The 19,352-nt window shown below is 47.4% G+C and carries 18 protein-coding genes and 1 pseudogene; 1 reads left to right on the top strand and 18 read right to left on the bottom strand.

Going from position 1 to position 19,352, the window contains the following annotated elements; translation table 11 throughout:
* Nucleotides 1-246: 246 nt before the first annotated feature.
* The 4 genes from pssA to JDF658_RS15030 are packed head-to-tail and all read right to left on the bottom strand — an operon-like array spanning nt 247 to nt 4,322.
* Entirely contained in the window at nt 247-756 is a 510-nt protein-coding gene (gene pssA / locus JDF658_RS09555; protein ID WP_078666148.1) for a CDP-diacylglycerol--serine O-phosphatidyltransferase, read from the bottom strand.
* Entirely contained in the window at nt 749-1,390 is a 642-nt protein-coding gene (locus tag JDF658_RS09550) for a phosphatidylserine decarboxylase family protein (protein WP_079907399.1), read from the bottom strand. The genes pssA and JDF658_RS09550 overlap by 8 nt, the downstream gene beginning before the upstream one ends.
* Nucleotides 1,391-1,415: 25 nt before the next feature.
* Nucleotides 1,416-4,103: a helicase C-terminal domain-containing protein gene (locus JDF658_RS09545; RefSeq protein WP_079907397.1), complete on the bottom strand. Its 2,688-nt coding sequence runs from the start codon at nt 4,101-4,103 to the stop codon at nt 1,416-1,418.
* Nucleotides 4,104-4,106: 3 nt separating this feature from the next.
* Nucleotides 4,107-4,322, bottom strand: a complete 216-nt coding sequence (locus JDF658_RS15030; protein WP_375804201.1) for a DUF3343 domain-containing protein — start codon at nt 4,320-4,322, stop codon at nt 4,107-4,109.
* On the opposite strand from JDF658_RS15030, the gene JDF658_RS14840 reads away from it, so the two are divergent.
* Nucleotides 4,273-4,467, top strand: coding sequence for a hypothetical protein (locus tag JDF658_RS14840; protein WP_242946649.1), 195 nt, complete (start codon nt 4,273-4,275; stop codon nt 4,465-4,467). The genes JDF658_RS15030 and JDF658_RS14840 overlap by 50 nt on opposite strands.
* Nucleotides 4,468-4,578: 111 nt before the next feature.
* Here the strand turns inward: JDF658_RS14840 and JDF658_RS09535 are convergent, their stop codons facing one another.
* The 14 genes and pseudogenes from JDF658_RS09535 to JDF658_RS09470 form a co-directional block, all read right to left on the bottom strand.
* Nucleotides 4,579-5,688, bottom strand: a complete 1,110-nt coding sequence (locus JDF658_RS09535; protein ID WP_079907396.1) for a 6-phosphofructokinase — start codon at nt 5,686-5,688, stop codon at nt 4,579-4,581.
* Nucleotides 5,675-5,824, bottom strand: coding sequence for an IDEAL domain-containing protein (locus JDF658_RS09530; protein WP_159071891.1), 150 nt, complete (start codon nt 5,822-5,824; stop codon nt 5,675-5,677). The genes JDF658_RS09535 and JDF658_RS09530 overlap by 14 nt, the downstream gene beginning before the upstream one ends.
* A 47-nt stretch (nt 5,825-5,871) precedes the next feature.
* Nucleotides 5,872-8,211, bottom strand: a complete 2,340-nt coding sequence (locus JDF658_RS09525) for a protein kinase (protein WP_079907394.1) — start codon at nt 8,209-8,211, stop codon at nt 5,872-5,874.
* Nucleotides 8,212-8,286: 75 nt separating this feature from the next.
* Nucleotides 8,287-8,931, bottom strand: coding sequence for an adenylate kinase (locus JDF658_RS09520; protein WP_078665830.1), 645 nt, complete (start codon nt 8,929-8,931; stop codon nt 8,287-8,289).
* A 127-nt stretch (nt 8,932-9,058) separates the two neighbouring features.
* Nucleotides 9,059-10,222, bottom strand: a complete 1,164-nt coding sequence (locus tag JDF658_RS09515; protein ID WP_078665829.1) for an acetoin utilization protein AcuC — start codon at nt 10,220-10,222, stop codon at nt 9,059-9,061.
* On the bottom strand, nt 10,212-10,862 hold the full coding sequence (locus tag JDF658_RS09510) for a CBS and ACT domain-containing protein (protein ID WP_078665828.1): 651 nt from the start codon (nt 10,860-10,862) through the stop codon (nt 10,212-10,214). Before JDF658_RS09510 ends, JDF658_RS09515 begins: the two co-directional genes overlap by 11 nt.
* A gap of 18 nt (nt 10,863-10,880) precedes the next feature.
* Nucleotides 10,881-11,492 carry a GNAT family N-acetyltransferase gene (locus JDF658_RS09505; RefSeq protein ID WP_078665827.1) on the bottom strand — a complete coding sequence of 204 codons (612 nt, stop codon included), beginning with the start codon at nt 11,490-11,492 and terminating at the stop codon, nt 10,881-10,883.
* 21 nt (nt 11,493-11,513) lie between these two features.
* Nucleotides 11,514-11,927 carry a hypothetical protein gene (locus tag JDF658_RS09500; protein ID WP_079907393.1) on the bottom strand — a complete coding sequence of 138 codons (414 nt, stop codon included), beginning with the start codon at nt 11,925-11,927 and terminating at the stop codon, nt 11,514-11,516.
* A gap of 21 nt (nt 11,928-11,948) precedes the next feature.
* Nucleotides 11,949-13,877 carry a transglycosylase domain-containing protein gene (locus JDF658_RS09495; protein WP_079907392.1) on the bottom strand — a complete coding sequence of 643 codons (1,929 nt, stop codon included), beginning with the start codon at nt 13,875-13,877 and terminating at the stop codon, nt 11,949-11,951.
* A gap of 23 nt (nt 13,878-13,900) precedes the next feature.
* Entirely contained in the window at nt 13,901-14,725 is an 825-nt protein-coding gene (gene speE, locus JDF658_RS09490; RefSeq protein ID WP_078665824.1) for a polyamine aminopropyltransferase, read from the bottom strand.
* Nucleotides 14,726-14,805: 80 nt separating this feature from the next.
* On the bottom strand, nt 14,806-16,440 hold the full coding sequence (locus JDF658_RS09485; RefSeq protein WP_159446603.1) for an HD domain-containing phosphohydrolase: 1,635 nt from the start codon (nt 16,438-16,440) through the stop codon (nt 14,806-14,808).
* A gap of 108 nt (nt 16,441-16,548) precedes the next feature.
* Entirely contained in the window at nt 16,549-17,655 is a 1,107-nt protein-coding gene (locus JDF658_RS09480; RefSeq protein WP_078665822.1) for a DUF362 domain-containing protein, read from the bottom strand.
* 54 nt (nt 17,656-17,709) lie between these two features.
* Nucleotides 17,710-18,444, bottom strand: a complete 735-nt coding sequence (locus JDF658_RS09475; protein WP_107753524.1) for a cell wall hydrolase — start codon at nt 18,442-18,444, stop codon at nt 17,710-17,712.
* Nucleotides 18,445-18,520: 76 nt separating this feature from the next.
* A pseudogene (locus tag JDF658_RS09470) lies at nt 18,521-19,352 on the bottom strand (phosphoglucomutase/phosphomannomutase family protein); the annotation flags it as partial.

The raw sequence follows: 19,352 nt of genomic DNA, 5'->3' as shown, positions 1-19,352 counted from the left end.
CAACACAACCATGCATGTTAAATTTATATTCAACGTTTTACCGCCAATTCCTGCCGATAAATAAAAATTTTCTGACTAATTCAGAAAAAAATAACAGCCTCCAATGAGGCTGTTATCAATTACTGAAACAGCTTGAGCAACAGATTTCGGAGAAACCCCGGCAAGGGGATGAATAACACGCGCATATTTTTCACCCCTTCGCAACAATCACTACTTTATACTATGCGCCAAGGGGGTTTTACAACACTAATATTTTGGAACTTTAATGTTACTGACCATTAAAAAAGACAAAACAACCATCACTACCGGATAAACATAGGGGTGCAAATAGTGTCCAGCCAGGATTAACAAGGCAACCAGACTGCCAGCAGCAGTAATTGGTACCCCGACAAAATATCCCGTTATATTTAAAATGTTAAACCGGGCCAGCCGGATCGCTCCACACAGAGAAAAAACAATGGCAATAATCATTCCAACACTGGACCAAACATATAAAACTTTGCTGTATGCCAGTAAAGCCGGCGCTACCCCAAAACTTACCAGGTCACACAGAGAATCCAATTCTTTGCCGAAAGCCGAGGTAGCCTCCAGCCTGCGAGCCAACCGCCCATCCATGCCATCTAATACCATAGCACCTAAGATCATTATCGCTGCCAGCTGCCATTCCTTATTCTGGGTATAAATAAGAGATAGAACTCCCAGTAACAAATTGGCAAGGGTAAAAATACTGGGTATGGCCTTGGTTGTCTTATGCATCCTTTATCCTCCCTACCGCTGTAATGCCCCCAACTACTTTATCCCCTGGTTTTACCAGTACTTCGCAACTGGCTGGAAAATAAATCTCTGTACAGGAGCCAAACTTGATCAGACCATAAATTTCCCCTTTTGCCACCTTATCACCGGTTTTAACCCAGCTGACAATGGTACGGGCAATTAGTCCGGAAATCTGCACTACTAGCACCCTGAAATTGTTATTTTCAATGCCGATGAAGTTCTTTTCATTGAGTTTGGCAGCTTCCGGCTTATAAGCTGGCAGCATCTGACCCTTTTCAAAAGCAGTATACGCAATAGTACCGGCAATGGGACAGCGATTGAGATGAACATTGAAAACTGAAAGAAAGATACTGACCCTGATGGCTTTTCCGTTGAGAAAACGCTTTTCATCCACTTCTTCTACAACCATAACTCGTCCATCAGCTGGTGATAAAATCAGCTCCGGATCGGTTGGAATCTGACGTTTGGGGTTGCGAAAGAAAAAAGCAATGTAAAGAAACAGGGTCAAAGGCACCAGAGCGGCCCAGAAGGACCAGAAAGCAACTAACACTGTGATGATCCCCAAAAAAATCAGGTAGGGAAAAGCTTCCCTGGCAATCGGATACGGTTGTCGCATGTAACATATTACCCCCTGTTTGATTTTATGTTAAATATTGTAGCATTTTTCTTGCTTCCAGCCAAGTTTTTGCCTTTAAACCGATTTCCCGGGGATGGGCCCATTCAACATTTACCTCTGGCAAGCTGTTGAGAAATTCCCGGCCATAGCTTTTGTTTTTTAATCTGGGATCCAGAATTACTACCAGGCCCCAGTCCTCTGCCGTTCTAATGAGACGGCCAAACCCCTGTTTAAACTGAATGATAGCTCTGGGCAAAGATACTCTGGTAAAAGGATTTTTTCCGGCCTGGCGGCATAATTCCATTTTAGCCTGCACCGGAGGATAGGTGGGCACAGCAAAGGGCAGTTTCATAATTACCACCATTCGCAACAGGTCACCGGGGAGATCTACGCCCTCCCAGAAACTCTGGGTGCCAAAGAGAACTGCACCATCAATACTCTTAAACTCCTGAATCAAACGGCCTCGGCTGCCATCCCGGCCATGTAACAGCAATTTTCGCCCCATCTGTAACATAGGCTCTGCGATCAGATCAGCCACTGTATTCAAATGTTTATAAGAAGTGAAAAGGGCCAGTACTCTTTCCTCGGAATGGGATAACAACTGCAGTAACATGGCGGCCTGATATTCAGCCAGCCTGTCTTCTTCCCGCCCGGGATCAGGTCCTTCTGCTACACCCAGGAGCAGGGCCTGATTTCTATAATCAAAGGGACTGGATAAAACAATTTCCTTGTAATCAGAGGCTCTTAACCCGATGCTTTCGGCATAGTAGTGATTCTTTCCTGCTATGGAAAGGGTAGCGGAACAAAAAATCACTGATTTTTTTCGGCTCCAAAGCTGCTCCTGCAATATCGGCCCTACTTCCACAGGGACAGCACAGATATTGCCATCTTCAATCCAGTAAACCCAGTGGGAAAAAGGTTGTTGTAACCAAATTTCCAGAGTTTCAACCAGTTCCTGCCCCTGATTGACTCTTCCTCCCAATTCAGAAAGCAAACTCTCAGCGATAAGCCCCTCCTGATTCCAGGCCCTTGCCTGAGAGACCAGCTTGTTCAAGCTATCCACTAACATTTTCAGCTTCAATAAATAATTGTCTCCTACCACTTCCGGTAATCTTTCCCCGCTGGCAATGAATTCCCAAAACTCCTTTTCCCGGCTCTCCACTTCCTGGCTAAGGCTTTTTACTGGCAGGAGCTCCTCTTTAATTTCCCTTAATGGTAAGCTCTCCAGTACACCCAGAGGCCCCTGTCCACCAAAAGGCCGTCGCCAGAGGCCAGTCCGCCATCTCCTAAAGTCGATTTCACCCAGGCGCAGTCCTAGATGGCGCTGGGCTACTTCTTCCAGATTATGGGCTTCATCAATGATTAAATAATCATATCCAGGCAAAACTTTGTCTTCCAGTTTCAAATCAGTACAGAGGAGTGAATGGTTTGTAACCAGCAGCTGGGCCTTCTGGGCTGCCAGCCGGTTGGTTTGCACCCAGCAGCATTTCTGCCAGGGACAGGCATTGCCCAGACAAATATCCCTTTCCGCCTTGAGTAAATCCCATTTGCTGCGGTCAGGACCATGTAACCTGAGTTCAGCCTCATCGCCGGTTTTAGTGATATGCAGCCACCAGGCCAGGCGGCCAGCCAAAGTCCAGGTTTCCTGATCCCAGCTCTCACTGCCATCTACCAGTTCCCACCAGCGTCGCCAGCATAAATAATTACTCCGGCCTTTAAGAGGCAATATTTTTAGTCCAGGAAAAATTTGTTGTAGAACTGGCCCATCCTTTTCCAGCAGCTGTTCCTGCAAAGCCAGGGTATTGGTACTGATCACTACTCTGGCTCCTTCTCTAATTGCTATCTTTGCCGCAGGTAATAGATAGGCCAGGGACTTGCCAGTACCGGTTCCTGCCTCTGCCACCAAATGTCGTTCATTGGCTAATGCCGTAAAAATAGCTTCAGCCAGTTCAATTTGCTGGGCTCTACTCTCCCACTGATTAAACACCCTGGCCAGGGGCCCACCTGTTGCAAAAATCTCTGCTATCGTCAACCCGGAATCGGTAACTGCGCTGTCAGCGTACTGTAACCGCTGGCCCGCAGTTAACCATTCCATGGTGGGTGGCAGCTGAGCAAATCCGGCTTTTAGAGCTGCTTCAGCTGTCTCTCTGATCAGTTTGCCCAGGGACCAGGCTGGATTGGCCCATTTGGCTACCATGGTAAGCCAGGGTAGTGGTCGCTGTTCCACTTCCGCTTGCATTAAGAGAAAGAGTTGCCCGGCCAATTCCGCATCCCAGCGGGCCCGGTGCCTTTCTCCGGGTTTTAGCCCCAGAAAGCTGGCCACAGCAGCCAGGGAATAAGAAGACAAACCGGGATACAACAGGCGGGCCAATTGACAGGTATCAAAAAAATGGCCCGCATAAATACCGCGGGCACGCAGGAAGCCCAGATCAAACTCTACATTATGGCCAACCACAGGCAATTCCCCAATTTTATCCCGTACCAGATCCGCTATTTCCTCCCAGCACGGTGCCCGCTGCAAATCCTGCGAAGAAATACCGGTTAACCGGGTAATTTCCCTGGGAACAGGATGTTTAGCACAAACCAGAGTCTCCCAGCTCTCTACCAGTTCTCCTTCTTCAAACCGACAGATGCTGATCTCAATGATCTCATCAATCGCCGGTGAAACTCCTGTTGTTTCAATATCAATAGCAACAAAATTCTTAATCCCCAAAGCTTAAGTCCCCTTCCATTTCAAAACGGGTAATTGGCCTTCGGTACAAATATAGCAAGCCTCCGGTTCTATACCCTCAGCCCGTAAAACCGCTGTAACTGTGGCTTCATCCTCTAACCGGCATTTCAACGACAACCCGCAAGAAGCTGTGATAATACGGGGAGTGGGGATGATTAGTGCTGGTAAAGCTCGGGTATCAACAATATGCTCTGCGGCCAATGCCTGCTGGGCTGAGGAAAAAACCAAACAGCAAAAATTCTTTAGCTTTATTAACTCACGTATCATAAATAATCCCTCATTTCTGCCGTTCAGCCAGCAAAAACGGCAACTCCCCCCAAATTACTGGTCAGGAAGTAAAAAATAGCTATAATATGAATCAGGATAAGTCCTGTTATCACCTCATCTCCTCTCCCCTTTTCTCCGAACTGTATCCAGAGTGGGTACAGTTCTTTTTTGTTATATATTTATTTATATATTATTCATCACCGAAAGAAATGCCAGTGGCTTTAGCCGCCTGAACCAGATCATGTTCAGGATTGACCCGCTTTAATACCCCGGTAGCTTCAGCCAGGGAAACAGTTACTATATCGGGAGTGCGCAAGGCTACCATTACCCCGTTCTCCCCTTCCAACAGGGCTTTTACGGCTGCTGCCCCATAACGGGTACCAAGAATGCGGTCAAATGGAGTAGGACTGCCACCGCGCTGTAAATGGCCAAGCACTGTCACTCTGGTCTCCAGATTAATCCTGCGCTCCAGCTCATCGGCCAGCCGCTGGCCGATCCCTCCCAGGCGAATAGGATCACCGCTATCCTCAATTACTTTCTGCACTACCAGGTTTTCACCCAGTTTGGCTCCTTCTGCTACAACTATAATACTGAATTTCTTGCCCTGCTGGCAGCGTTCCTCGATTTTCTTAACCACATTTTCAATCTGGAACTCTATTTCTGGAATCAAAATTACATCAGCACCACCAGCTACCCCTGACTCCAGAGCGATCCAACCGGCATAACGGCCCATAACCTCCAGAATCATTACCCGGTGATGGGATTCAGCAGTAGTGTGGAGCTTGTCCAGCGCCTCGGTGGCCGTATGTAAAGCAGTATCAAAGCCGAAAGTAATGTCAGTAGCAGATAAATCATTATCTATAGTTTTCGGAACACCTACTACCCTTAAGCCTTTATTATGTAACTCCCTGGCAATAGACAAACTGCCGTCCCCACCAATAACCACCAGAGCATCAATTCCCGCTACCGCCAGATTGTCCAGGATAGTTTGGGACATATCCACATACTTTTTTTCGCCATTTACCAGCACAGGGTATTTAAAGGGGTTGTCCCGGTTGGTAGTGCCCAGTATCGTTCCCCCTTTGGGAAGAATACCGGACACAGCCGCCAGATTCAAAGGGCGAAACTGTTGTCTGATTAACCCCCCAAAACCATCCTCGATACCAACCACTTCCAGACCAGCCCGCAGGGCCGATTTGGTAACTGCCCTGATCACCGCATTTAAACCCGGGCAATCACCCCCACCTGTTAATACTCCGATTCGCTTTAACATAACCAGCCCTCCTTCAACCTGTTCCATTAATAATAGACAATAATTCGCCACATAATTCTTCAAACCTTCTTTTGTCCTGACGATCCAGGGCATCATCTATATAAATCCATAAAACTTCCAGATAAATTTCCGTAGCCAGGTCACGCAAAAGGAATTGGGGCACGGTCAGCACCTCCCTTTCGGGTTCTAATATATTCTATGCTGCCGTGCCTACCACTTGACTGAAAATACCCAGGGTTCCTGTCCCAAAAAATTATTCCCCAAACTAATTTCGACTTGCCGCTGGATAATATCAAGGGGCCCAAGGATAATTTGCCCTTTTACCTCCTGTTCGGGTTGTAACTCGAATTGATAATTGTTTTCGCTATGGTAAAGCTGGTAGATGATATTATTTCCTTGTCTAGCCTGAGGATTAGCCAGAGAGACCAGATGTTTTTGCAAGGAACGATTCTTGACCCTTAAGAATAAACGCGTTTCCTCCTCTGCTATTTCTATCCGCTCCAGCTCTACCTCTATCCCATGTCGCACCAGTATCTGCTTAACATCCAATTTGTATTTAGCTGGTGTCATGGCATTCCATAATTCAATTGGCTCAATTACACTGTTGACTATCAAGGGTATCTTTATTATTTCCCCATTGCGGGGATCAACAGTAGTAGTTGAGCCCAGATTGCCTACCAGTCTGACCAGAGGCAAACTCTCTTCTTTTTGCAGAAGGAGATGGGGATCCCCATTATACTGGACCAGGATTCTGGTAATAGCTCCTTTGCTATCTGAAACAGCCATTTGTAACAAGAGATAATCTTCTGTTCGATTAACCAGCTTCTCCAGTCTCCCTGTAATCTTAACTTTGCGTCCGGACCATTCTTCAACTTTATTATAAGCCTGATTTATATTTTCATTGGTAATTAAAGTAGTATCCAGACGGCTATCCTGTAATAATTCCCCAGTTGTACTGCTGCCGGATTGGGGGAACTTCCGGTCTATATACATTTGTAAACTGAACATCCAGCCAAAGATTAATGCCGTTAGGGCCACAATGACATAAAATTTCTTTTTATCATCCCGCCAGAAATTTAACCAGCGCTGATTGGCAAACCATTGCTGGGTCAAGCCCTGTCCACTTTCAAGGCGTTCACCCAGAGCAGTTTTCAAATCAGTCAGCAACTCCCGCCCGCTTTGATAGCGCTGCCTGGCTTCTTTGGCCAGGGCTTTGGCCAGCACCTTTTCCAGTTCTGCCGGTGCATCCTCCCGCCAGCGGGTTAACGGCGGGGGTTGCCCGTATAAAATATCCTGTCCTACTTCTTGCAAGTCTTTTCCATAAAAAGGAAAATGTCCGGTTATCAATTGATAAAGGATAACTCCGACCGCAAACCAGTCAGAAGATTTATCCCCCCTTTCTCCTCTTACCTGTTCGGGTGCCATATAGAGGGGAGTGCCTATGCTTTTGCCAGGGCCCAGTTCCGCTAGGGCTGCCAGACCAAAATCAGTAACATGCACCAGTCCTTTTTCATCAATGAGAATATTATCCCCTTTGAGGTCTAGATGAATAACCCCTTCTCGATGAGCATAGTCCAGGGCATTACATATTTGTTCCAGAATATCATAGATTTCGCGCCAGCTAAATTGCCTTTGTTCCAGAGCCTCACTCAAGGTCAAACCCTGGACCAGGTCCATGACCAGGTAAAACTCGCCATCCTCTTCGTAATAGTCATGGATGCGTACTATATTGGCGTGATTCAAACGGGCAGAAATCCGGGCAATCTGCTTCCACTGTTTATGTTTCTCTCCATCCTGGCCCGCATACAGCCGCTTTACTGCTACTTCCAGATCCAGCTTATTGTCAAAGGCGCGGAAAACCACCCCGGTAGCTCCCCGGCCTATCTCCTCCAGAATCTGATAACGGCTGCGAAAACTTTCTTTGGGCAAATCGTTCAGCACCGGATAAACCCCGGTTTGTTCCCGCTGATCCTGAGGCACCAGGATATCAGCTACCTCATGCATCTCCTCTAAAGTCATATATTCCTTATCAAAGCTCATAATATGGGAAACCAGGTCCTTTAACAACAAAACTCTGACCTTACCAACCCGTCCCCGGGAAGTGTAGTGAATCCCATTAATATTGGAATGTTCATGGGTAAAAACTACAATGGGTTCCATCTTAAAATTTTTTTGGACCTGGTATTGCTGATAGTAATGATGTTTTAAATAGTCCCGAACAACTTTGGTATACTGATTAACCTGAGCGGCAGGATTGCCTATCTTGATATATTCCTTCTTGCCATCATTTAATCGCTCCTGGGTCCAGTTGCCCATCAGGCCGCCGGTAATACGGCCATTCATGTTTTTACTCTCGATGACAAAGATCGCAGCCGGCGTAATCACAATATGGTCAATATCCACCACATTATCATTCATTGCCAGGCGCGGTGAGTTAATCACCAGAAAATATTCCGGAAGCTGTTCCGCCAGCTCTTTGGCTACTTTTTCTTCGCCATCAAGACCATAAAGTCCGGAGATACGGGATACTTCCTTCAATACTGTGGCCACTTTTTCACCTCCTTGTCAACAGACTTTAATAAAAAACCACAGGAAGGTAATCCTGTGGCCAAAAATCCACCAAAATTATTTGCCAATAGCCGTTAAAATATCACTCAATACCTTGTCAATGGGCTGGTCACCGTCGATTTGCCGCAGTAATCCCCTGACTTGATAAAAGTCAATTAATGGTTGAGTTTGAGCCTCGTAAACATCCAGACGATTGGCTACTGTTGCTTCATTATCATCATCCCGTTGATACAGTTCTCCACCACACTTGTCACAAATGCCTGGCCGGGCAGGAGGATTAAATACTACATGATAGCTGGCTCCACAAGCCCGGCAAATTCTACGACCGGTCAGGCGCTCCATCAGTTTCTCCCGGGGCACAGCTATATTAATGACTGCATCGATCTGCATATCCAATTCTTGTAATGTTTTTTCCAGTGCTTCTGCCTGGGCGATAGTCCGTGGAAAACCATCCAGTAAAAAGCCATGAGCACAATCTTCCTTGCTCAGTCTCTCTTTTACCATCCCGACCACTACTTCATCGGGAACCAGTTGACCGGCATCCATATATTCCTTGGCTTTTTTGCCCATTTCAGTGCCTTCCTTAATAGCAGCCCGGAACATATCACCGGTGGAAATGTGAGGTATCTCTAATTTCTTTACTAATACCTCGGCTTGAGTGCCCTTACCAGCACCCGGGGGCCCCATGATCAACAATCTCACCAAAAATCCCTCCCAACAAGCAAAATACTAAAAAAATTATAACACATAGGCCTGTTCTTGCAAAGGCCTGTTCAGGCGAAAACGCAACAACAGAGCCCGCAACATCTTTTTTCATTGCTACCTCCGTTTAACCAATTATTCCTGCGATAATAGGATAAGCATTTTGTAATACCCGCTGCGCATTAGCCAGATTTTTTTCGCGAATTTCCTGCTGCCGGGGAATAGGCTTTACCATGTCTTCCGGGTCCATCATCATTGCCGGTAAAGGTACTGGCGCTCCTCCCTGCCACTGTTCTAGCCAGCTGGCCGGTACAACTGGTAAACACAGCTGGTGACTCAAAGTTGCCCAGAGGAGTGTCCAGGCCCGGGGAACAACCCGCCAGATATCATAACCCCCTCCCCCTAAGGCCAGCCACCTTCCTCCGGAATATTGATGGGCATAGCCGTGAATTAACTCGGCATAGGCTCGTAATAGATGCATGTCCCCATGCAGATGGGTTAATGGATCCAGATAATGGGTATCACAGCCGTGCTGAGAAACAATTACATCCGGTTTAAACGCCTCTAAAAGAGGAGGTAACAGCAGCTGAAAACATTCCAGCATACTGGCAGTATCCGAAAAGGGTTCTAAAGGTAAATTGATACTATAGCCATATCCGGCTCCCTGACCCAGTTCGGTAATTTTCCCTGTACCAGGAAAGAGATATCTTCCCGTTTCATGCAATGAGATGGTTAAAACCTGGGGGTTATCATAAAATGCCCATTGCACGCCATCACCATGGTGAGCATCAGTATCGATATAGACGACCCGCCAGCCTGCCTGACAAAATTTCTTGATTGCCAGCACAATATCATTAAAAACGCAAAAGCCGGAAGCCTGTTCCCGGTGGGCATGGTGTAATCCACCCGCATAGTTCAAAACATGCTCAGCGTTGCCGGCAAGAATCAATTCGGCTCCCTGTATCGATGCCCCCACCAGCAAGGCTGCTGCTTGCCCCATCCGGGGAAAAACCGGATTGTCTTCCGTACCCAGTCCCCATGCCTCGGGGCCCAGGGAACATTCCCCTTTTTCCCCCAGACTAAAAACCGCATTGACATAGGCAGGAGAATGGAAGAGTACCAGTTCTTCAAAAGTTGCACCTCGCGCTTCTAGCGCCTTCTCTGGCCATAGCCCCATGGCTTTAATCAGGGTTTCTGTTAATTCCAGCCGCAAAGGATTGAAGGGATGTTCATCACTAAGCTGATACCGCTGAAAATGCCGGCTATGGATTAAAAGACTTCTACCGCCCATAGCCGGTATCCTCCAGTCGCGGCGTTCTGACTATATATCCTGCTTGCTGTAAAGCAGCCATAATTTTGCGGGGATCGATGGTATTGACCCTGATTACCATCAAACGGTATTCCTCATGCCTGCGTTTGGGTAAAGTGACAACACTGACAATATTTACTCCCAGATTTTTGAAAATAATGGCGATGTCAGCCAGTACGCCTGGCCGATCTGGTATCTCCAAAATTAACTGGGAGCCGGGTTCGTGTACACCCAGCAATTCCGTTAATGCCCGCAAAATATCGCTTTGGGTCAAAAGCCCGACCAGGTACTTGCCATCGACCACTGGCAAGGAGCCGATCCTGAATTCATACATAATCCTGGCTGCCTCATCTATGGTATCATCAGGCGCGATAGTAATCACATTTTTGCTCATGATCTGCCCGATCCAAATTTGGCAGGTTTTTTCTTCGCTGTTTTCTTCCCAGAACGCCGGGCTGGCAGAACGCAAATCCCGATCAGAAACAATCCCTACCAGCCGCCCTTCGGAAATTACCGGCAAATGCCTGATGCGCAAATTTTTCATAATTTTCCAGGCTTCCGCCAGGGTAGTTTGAGGGTTAACAGTTACCACTGGTGAACGCATAATTCGGTAGACTTCCATCCTTCTCCCTCCCTGTCTTTATAACATCCAAAGATTCTGATAGAGGCTGCCTTCGAACTGGATGACTCTCTCCGCCGGTACTCGTTTGCCGATCCGTACCCGGAGCATATTGGCAGGATGGCTGGCTATTTCCGGCTCATCGGTATTTCGGAGCTGGAATCCCCCTTTCTCCATCACATGACTCAACATCTTCTTGTAGCCCCATAAATCCAGCCCTGTGCCTTTTAAGTCCCAGTGCCAGTGCAAATGCTGGGAAATCACGATATAATCTTCCCAGAAATCATCACAGAAAGTTTCCTGCAACAGTAAGCCAGCCAGCCCAAAACCCCGCCACTCCGGTGAAATTTCAATAGCCCCCAGTTCCAGGATAAAGCCGGCAAATTCCCCTTTACCCCAGCGCCCCTCCTCTTCAGCAGGATGAAAGGTTACATAGCCTACCAGTGTTTCGTCGGCAATACATCCATATACCCTGCCTTCCGGCATGGCCGCTATTTGCTGCAAAGCCCGGTGCTGTTCATGAGGCCGCCGAAAGGCAGTTAAGCCCGGATCAAACTGCAAACATGCCAGCACATCTTCCGTTAGCGGCCCTCCTACTGCCACTTCTCCCTTATCTGTCTGTACTCTCCGCATCCTTCTTACCTCCTCTTTTTTCTAACGAGTCAGCCAGGCAATGACCGCCACCACCAATGTCATGATCACGATTGCCAGCATGCAACCTCCCTGGCTGGCTCCTGTTTTTAACAAAATCCCCCGGGCTTCAGCTTCTCTGGTGATATAATGATTGAGTTTGAGTGGGCCCAGGACAGCCATGACCTGGCTATCCAGGAAATCCCGGTCACCGCCTTTGGCCAGTACGCTCTCGATTACAGCCTTTTCCCATTCTGCTGCTAGAGCCGTATCCTCCTTCAGGGTTTTCAAGATTAACTCTGCCACGGCTCGTCCCTGCGCTCCATAGACTTTGCGCCTTTCCTCCCGGCTCAATTGCTGTAAAGGTTTAATCCAAACAGGGTCACCGGCGTAGATCCTGTCATGTTCACAAAGCCAGTGCCAAATTTTTTCAGCCATCTTCCTTCTCCCCTATCTCTCCTAAAATCCAGGCAGATTGATAAAGGGAACAAACCAGTGCAGGGCACAGTACTCCTGGGGCTCTTTACCCTGCTCAAAAGCCAGCTCGGCAGTGCGTTCACAGGCTGGTCCTGCCTTTTGCCCTGAATCCAGACAAACTTTTTCCTTAACTATATTACCAGGAACGTTAAATTCCATCTCCCCTCGCAAGGCAGGGGAATTGACAATTTCAGCCCAGAGCGGAGCGGCCATTTTTCCTCCAGTCCCTACCCCTTTTCCTTTGAGATCATATCCCAGCCAAACTACAACGGTATATTTACTATTAAAGCCTGCAAACCAGGCATCACGGTTCTCCTGGGTGGTCCCGGTTTTGCCAGCAACCGCCTGGTTCCGTATTATCTGGCTAATGCGGGCCGCTGTGCCCTGTGGTCCTGTAACCCCGCGCATCATGTCCAACAGTTGAAAAGCAAGTTCAGGTCCAAGCGCCTGCCAGCGCCTGGGCTGTCCCTGCCAGAGATTAGTACCAGTACCGGTAACTATCCTGGAAATATACCAGGGTTCTATATATTGCCCCTTACCAGGGAAAACCCGATAAGCCGCCGCCATTTCCCACGGAGTCACCTCACCACTGCCCAGGGCCAGGGATAACACCGGCGGTAGGGGTGAAGTAAAACCAAATTTTTTTGCTTCTTTAACCAGTTGCTCCGGGCCATACTGGGCCAGAATTTTAACAGGAATGATATTATCGGAGACCCAGACAGCTTCCGCCATAGTCAGCTCCCGGCCATGATAACCGGGCCTGCCATAATCCTGGGGCTGATAACCCTGGAAATTAACCGGTTCACATTTATAGAGGCTATTGGCCTGCATCCCTTGCTCCAGCGCCAGAGCATAGAGGAAAGGTTTAAAAGCTGAGCCAGGCTGCCGGCGGGCCAAGACCCGATTATATGAGCTCTGCCACCAGTCCCGGCCACCGGTCAGGGCCCGAACAGCCCCGCTATCATTCTCCAGCACTATCACCGCTACCTGCAGTCCGGGATATTTCTGCAAATATGTTTGTACCCTGTCATTAACCACCTGCTGAATCTCTGCATCCAGAGTCGTCTCGATTTTCAGTCCCCCTGCCAGCAAGGTTTCCTGGTCAACCTGCTTTTCCGCCTGTTGCTTGACCAGGTCCAGAAAGTAAGGAGCCAGGCTGGAAACAGCCCTTTGCTTTTTTCGGATTTGCAATGGTTGTTCCTCGGCCTGACGGGCCTGTTCAGGAGTGATGACTTTCATTTCCACCATTTGCTGCAGAACATAGCGCTGCCGCTTTTTGGTCGCTTCCAGGTTAGCCCAGGGATTTACGCGCGAAGGTGCTTTCAAAGTAGCGGCCAGCAAGGCGCTTTCAGCCAGGTTCAAATCTTTGGCCCTTTTGCCAAAGTAGGTTTGAGCTGCAGCTTCTATACCATAGGCTCCTTCGCCAAAATAAACGCTATTGAGATATAGCTCCAGGATCTCATCTTTGGTATATTGCTGTTCCAGCTGAATAACCCACCAGGCCTCCAGCAGCTTGCGCTTCCATGTTCTTTCCTGGCTCAAAAACAGGTTTTTTACCGTTTGCTGGGAGATGGTACTGCCCCCCTCCACTATCCGGCCAGCCCTCAAATTATGCCAGATAGCCCGGATTATACCAGCTGGATCCAGCCCCTGATGCAGATAAAAATCCCGGTCTTCAGCCGCTATTACTGCTTGCAGCACATAAGGGGATATGTCTTTCAGTTTAACCGGATAACGTTTTTGTTCATAAATTTGTCCGATCACTCTGCCCTTGTGATCAGTAATCAGAGTAGCCGCCGGCAGCTGGGGCTGTGGCAAACGGGGCAACCATTGATTTAAGGGTTTACAACCAGAGAGCAGAAAAAGAAAAAGGATAACCATGACCGCTAAACGCCATTTGCTTCTGGTCATCCGGTTATCCCTCCTTATCACTATTATTTATTCACAATTTCCGCTACAAAGGGCGGTAAGGCAAAGGCAGCCTGATGAACTTCCGGTGTATAATAACGGTTACTAAAGGGCAGGGTTTCAGGCCAGCTTGGTTTCAGTTCCGAATCACTGGCCATAGTAAAAGTCCAGAATCCTCCCACATAGCTAGGAATAGCTGTTAAATAAGGTTTAACATAGGTGAAATTCTCCCGCATAGCCTGCACCGCTCTCTGAAACGCCTGTGGATAAAAGAGGGGCGACTCCGTCTGGGCTACTACTGCTCCTCCAGGCTTTAAAGCCCGTTTGACCAGCTGATAGAACTTGCTGCCAAACAGTGGTTCAGCAGGTCCAATGGGGTCGGAAGAATCAACGATAATCAAATCAAAGGCAGCTTGCTGCTGCTCGACATATTTAATCCCATCCCCAATGGCCAGTTCAACCCGGGGATCGCTCAGGCAGGCAGCCGTTACCGGCAAATACTGCCGACAGGCATTGATTACATCTTCATCAATTTCAGCCAGTACCACCTTTTTAACCCCGGTGTGTTTCAGCACTTCGCGGACTGTACCGCCATCACCGCCACCGATGACCAGTACCGTTTCCACCTGCCGCAAACTGAACATGGGCACATGGGCAATCATTTCATGATAAATATATTCATCTTTTTCAGTGGTCTGAACAATCCCGTCCAGAACCAATGCTCTCCCTAAATCATAAAATTCAACAATTGCCAGATGTTGATATGGAGTTTGTTTTTGATAAAATATTTCCTTTATTTTCCAACTCACGCTATAGCCCTCTGTATGTTGCTCTCTCAGCCACAGCTCCATTCCCAGTCCTCCTTAAGTAATTATTTGCCACATTTAATTATATCACAGAAGGCAAAAAGAGCAAGTTTAGAGCCCGCCGGTTAAGCGGGCTTGATCTGACCGGTTTCCCGATCCACCACCTGGCAGAATACTTCAACCAGAGCCGGATCAAAACAGGTACCAGCACAATTTTTGATTTCATCCCAGGCTGCTGCCGGTTGTAAGGGCTTTTTATAGGGACGTTCCGATACCATGGCATCATAGGAATCAGCAATAGCTATAATCCTTGCCCCCAGCGGTATTTCTTCACCCTTCAGCCCTTCCGGATAACCGGAGCCATCCCAGCGCTCATGGTGATATAAAACCAGCGGTGTTACCATCTGCAAATAGTCAATGGAAGCCAGAAAATTGGCTCCAAAGGCCGGATGATTACGGATGGAGTAAATTTCATCTTCATTCAAACTTCCCGGTTTATCCAGGATATGTTCTTCCACATTGATTTTGCCGATATCGTGGAGCAGGGCTCCATACTGCAGTCTCTCCAGTTCTTTTTCAGTAAAGCCCAGTTTTCTGGCCATAGCCACCGCATATTTGGTTACCCGCTCCGAATGGCCACAGGTGTTGACATCCTTGGCATCAATGAGAGCAACCAGGGTAGGGATATTTTCGGCCAGAGCGGTACCAGCCTTTTTGATTTTATTCTGTACCTCATCAATGGTGATAGATGAAAGGCACACCCGGTCGCGCCGTAAATGGCGGGCCCGAAACAGGGTCTGGTTGGCCCTGTATAATAAATTGTCCATATCCTCAGCGTCTTTTGGAAAAGTGGCAATCCCCAGGGAGACTGTTATCCTGAGCTGCTCGTCTTCAAAGGGGTAAGAGTGGTTTCGTACGGCAATGCGAATTTTTTCCCCCACATCCAGGGCATCGAAACTATCGGAACCGGGCAATAAAACGATAAACTCATCTTCCCCATATCGCCCTACCTTATCTTTACCTCGAATATTTTCCTGGATCAGTTCCCCCACAGTCTTTAAAATCTGCTGGGTTACCTCCTGACCATAGCCATCAACTATCGGCTGGAAACCATCAATACTAATCCGAATTATCGATAACTGCTCATGCTTTTGTCTGGCTTTTAATATCTCCTCGGCGAGAAACTGCTGAATATACCGATAACTATATACCCCGGTAATATGGTCAATTTTCATAATGGTAGTCAGTTTTTGATAGCTTTCCTGCAGTTTATGACGGCTTTCCATTATTTTACCGACAAACCAGCCAATAAGTGCCCAGATTGAGCCCTGCAAAATCCCCGTTTCCGGTTTGCTTAGTAATAAAGGCAAATCCCCTTCCTGGCTGATTCCCGTCACAATTACCGCCAGCCAGCCGGTTAAGGCGGTTAGCAACCCGAATCTGGCCCCAAACCGAATGGCATAGGTGGTAATCACCAGGTAAAACAGAGGCTGGAAATAGGCATTACCCTGTGAAGACAACATCAAGTAGCCAAACAGCACAATTTCACCAAAGATAATTAGATAACGGCTCCGTTGCAGAAGATTATGATTCCATGTAAAATAAATGAGGAAATTATAGGATATAACTAATAACATAGCCAGAATCAGGTTCCATGAAATTGAACTGGAGCCTATAAAAGCTACATAAGACAAAAAAGCGAATAAAAATACTCCGACCTTAAACTCGATTAATGTCTTGCCAAAGTTTTCATGTGCCACAATTTTTCCCTCCCGGAATGTATTTTTCGACACAATAACTAAATTTCCTCCAAAAAATACAATAAAAAGAGGCATTCTTCTTTAATTCAGGAAGAATGCCTCTTTCTTTTAAACTTCAATTAATTCATACTGCCTTGTGCCAAGGCCAATTTCTTCGCCATACCTTAGTTGTACTGACCAGTCCACTTTGGGATAGAGAGCGCGGAATTTATCCTCTACCTGTTTATCCCCCAGAACAGAAATCCGGTTGACAGGAGCCTGGTTAACCAGATCGACACAGGCTTGATCCAGAGCTACCGGGTCTTTAGAGGCCAGAATGCCCAGATCGGCTACCAGTGGAGCATCGGACCAGCCACAGCAATCACAATCAGGAGAAACGCTGGTAACAAAACTGATAAACCCGCATTTACCAACTTTATCCTTTAGTACTCCGTAGGTGTATTCCACCATTTTTTCCTGCAACATATCCGCTTCTGTCTTCCAGTTAATAGCAATAGCCTGAACCGGACAAACGGTTACACACTCACCACAGCCAATACACCTGGTTTCACTGATAAGAGCAGTCCCCTCCTCCCCGGCAAAGGCGATAGCATCAGCTGGACACCACTTGATACATCGCCCGCATTTAATGCATTTCTCCCGATTAACCCGGGGCAACAGGTCAGAATGCATATTCTGCTTGCCACTTCTGCTCCCCAAACCCATTCCGATATTTTTTATAGTGCCGCCAAAACCGGTAGCCTCATGTCCCTTAAAATGGCTGACAGCAATAAAGGCATCGGCATGTACCGCCGCAGCGCCGATTTTTACTTCCTGAAAGTGTTTGAGGTTAACTGGCACCTTAATATAGTCGTGTCCGGTCAAACCATCAGCAATAATCAGAGGTGCGCCCACTACGGCATAATCAAAGCCGTTTTCAATAGCAGTAATCAAATGGTCAACAGCATTGGCCCGGCTACCCCGGTAGAGGGTATTGGCATCTGTCAAAAACGGTTTCCCTCCGGCCAGTTTAACCTGTTCTACTACCTGCCGGATAAATTGCGGTCTTATGTACGCTGTATTGCCTTTTTCGCCGAAATGGACTTTGATGGCCACCAGATCTCCAGGACTGATGATTTCCTCAAAACCGGCTCTTTTGTACAGACGTACCAGTTTGGCTAACAAACTCTCTCCCCGTTTGGTACGCATTGACGTATAGTAAACCTTTGCTGCCATGTAACCAACCTCCTTCATGTATATTCTACATGAAAAGACCGTTAGAGCCAAGCTCTAACGGGCAAAAACATGATTGCCAATCATCGTAGATGTAGGCAAAGTTTTGATCCAGGTATCTGTGGCAATCTGAGGATTATAGAAATACAACGATCCTTCCGTAGGGTCATAACCGGCAAGCGCTTCCCGTACTGCCTCATAAGATTCCCTGTCAGCCGGCAAATTGATAGCCCCATCCTGGACCGGACTAAACTGGTAGGTTCCCCGGGTTTTTTGCAGAATAACTTCTTTCACGGTATCAGGAAACTGGTCATTTATTACCCGGTTTAAGACAACAGCAGCTACTGCCACTTTTCCCTGGAAAGACTCTCCTCTAGCCTCAGCATGCACCAGCCGGGCCAGCAGATCCATTTCACTTTCACTGATCCTGATTATCCTGCCTTTGTAGTAATAAACCCCGGCTGCCATTCTGCCAGATGCACGGGCCATCATTTTGCTACCCCTTGGTATAATTAATTTTTGTCCCGGGTAAATAATTTTGCTTTTTAAACCATTTGCTCTGATCAAATCCTGAACTGAAACATTATACTGACGCGCAATCCGCAACAGGTATTCTCCCGGACGCACCCGATGAATAGCGGGTACATTTCGGCTTAAGACAATGCTCCTGGAAACAATCGGCACCAGTCTGCCCTGACGAAAATCGACCTCCGCTGCCCGGGCCAGGGGAGCAAGCATAAGCAATCCAATCAGCACCAGGCAACATAATCGATATTTTTTTCCCTTACTCATCGACAAAAAAACCTCCTGTAAACTTTTTTAGTCTACAGGAGTTAAGTCTAACCAAAAACCAGAGTTTTTATACATTTTATTTTACTGCCGCTTCTCCAGCCGCTATTAAATCGTAGTACGCCTGTTCCGAACGGGCTTCTATATAAATCCGCAAGACCGGTTCTGTTCCGGATGGCCGGAATAAAACCCAGGAACCATCATCTAAATAGAGCTTTACCCCTTCCAGTAAAGATTGCTGCAGTACCTGTCTCTGCCCGAAAACCAGAGGCGGTTCATTCCGCAGTTTTTGCATTAATTGGTTTTTCCTATCATTTTCAATATGTAAGTCCAGGCGTCGAAAAGCATAATAACCATATTGTTCCTGCAAGAGTTGCCAGGCCTCCTCCGGCTTTTGTCCAGTGGCCCCTATTATTTGTAAGATCAGCAGATTGGCCAATATCCCATCCTTCTCCGGGATATGACCACCGATACTGAGGCCACCGCTTTCTTCCCCGGCTAATACCACAGGACGCCGTAACATCTCCTGGGCCAGATATTTAAATCCAACAGGGGTTTCAGTAGCCTTCCGTTCATACCTGCCCGCAATTTCATCCAGCAAATGGGTGGTCGCTACAGTACGGACCAGCCCCCCCTCTTTTTGCCCATTTTCCAGTAGATACTGGCTGATAATACTCAAGATCTGATTGGGGGCCAGATATTCACCATTAGATCCGATCACTCCGAAACGGTCTGCATCACCATCATTGGCCAGGCCCACTACCGCCTTTGCCTGAACTACTGTCTGAGTTAGAGTTTGCAGTCTGGAAGCTACCGGTTCCGGTAAACCTCCTCCAAAAAAGGCATCCCTGTAACCGTTGATTTCTATTACTTCTAACCCACAGCTTTGCAATTTTGCAGCCACTTTACCC

The organism is Carboxydocella sp. JDF658, assembly GCF_002049395.1.
Taxonomy (GTDB): Bacteria; Bacillota.
This window is presented reverse-complemented; position numbering and strand designations above follow the sequence as displayed.

Coding starts and splice junctions, on each gene's coding strand:
- JDF658_RS09480 (WP_078665822.1), bottom strand. CDS start 17,655: ATGGCAGCAAAGGTTTACTATACGTCAATGCGTACCAAACGGGGAGAG.
- JDF658_RS09550 (WP_079907399.1), bottom strand. CDS start 1,390: ATGCGACAACCGTATCCGATTGCCAGGGAAGCTTTTCCCTACCTGATT.
- JDF658_RS09510 (WP_078665828.1), bottom strand. CDS start 10,862: ATGGAAGTCTACCGAATTATGCGTTCACCAGTGGTAACTGTTAACCCT.
- JDF658_RS09535 (WP_079907396.1), bottom strand. CDS start 5,688: ATGGAACAGGTTGAAGGAGGGCTGGTTATGTTAAAGCGAATCGGAGTA.
- JDF658_RS09515 (WP_078665829.1), bottom strand. CDS start 10,222: ATGGGCGGTAGAAGTCTTTTAATCCATAGCCGGCATTTTCAGCGGTAT.
- speE (WP_078665824.1), bottom strand. CDS start 14,725: ATGGAGCTGTGGCTGAGAGAGCAACATACAGAGGGCTATAGCGTGAGT.
- JDF658_RS09495 (WP_079907392.1), bottom strand. CDS start 13,877: ATGACCAGAAGCAAATGGCGTTTAGCGGTCATGGTTATCCTTTTTCTT.
- JDF658_RS09475 (WP_107753524.1), bottom strand. CDS start 18,444: ATGAGTAAGGGAAAAAAATATCGATTATGTTGCCTGGTGCTGATTGGA.
- JDF658_RS09500 (WP_079907393.1), bottom strand. CDS start 11,927: ATGGCTGAAAAAATTTGGCACTGGCTTTGTGAACATGACAGGATCTAC.
- JDF658_RS09505 (WP_078665827.1), bottom strand. CDS start 11,492: ATGCGGAGAGTACAGACAGATAAGGGAGAAGTGGCAGTAGGAGGGCCG.
- pssA (WP_078666148.1), bottom strand. CDS start 756: ATGCATAAGACAACCAAGGCCATACCCAGTATTTTTACCCTTGCCAAT.
- JDF658_RS14840 (WP_242946649.1), top strand. CDS start 4,273: ATGATTAGTGCTGGTAAAGCTCGGGTATCAACAATATGCTCTGCGGCC.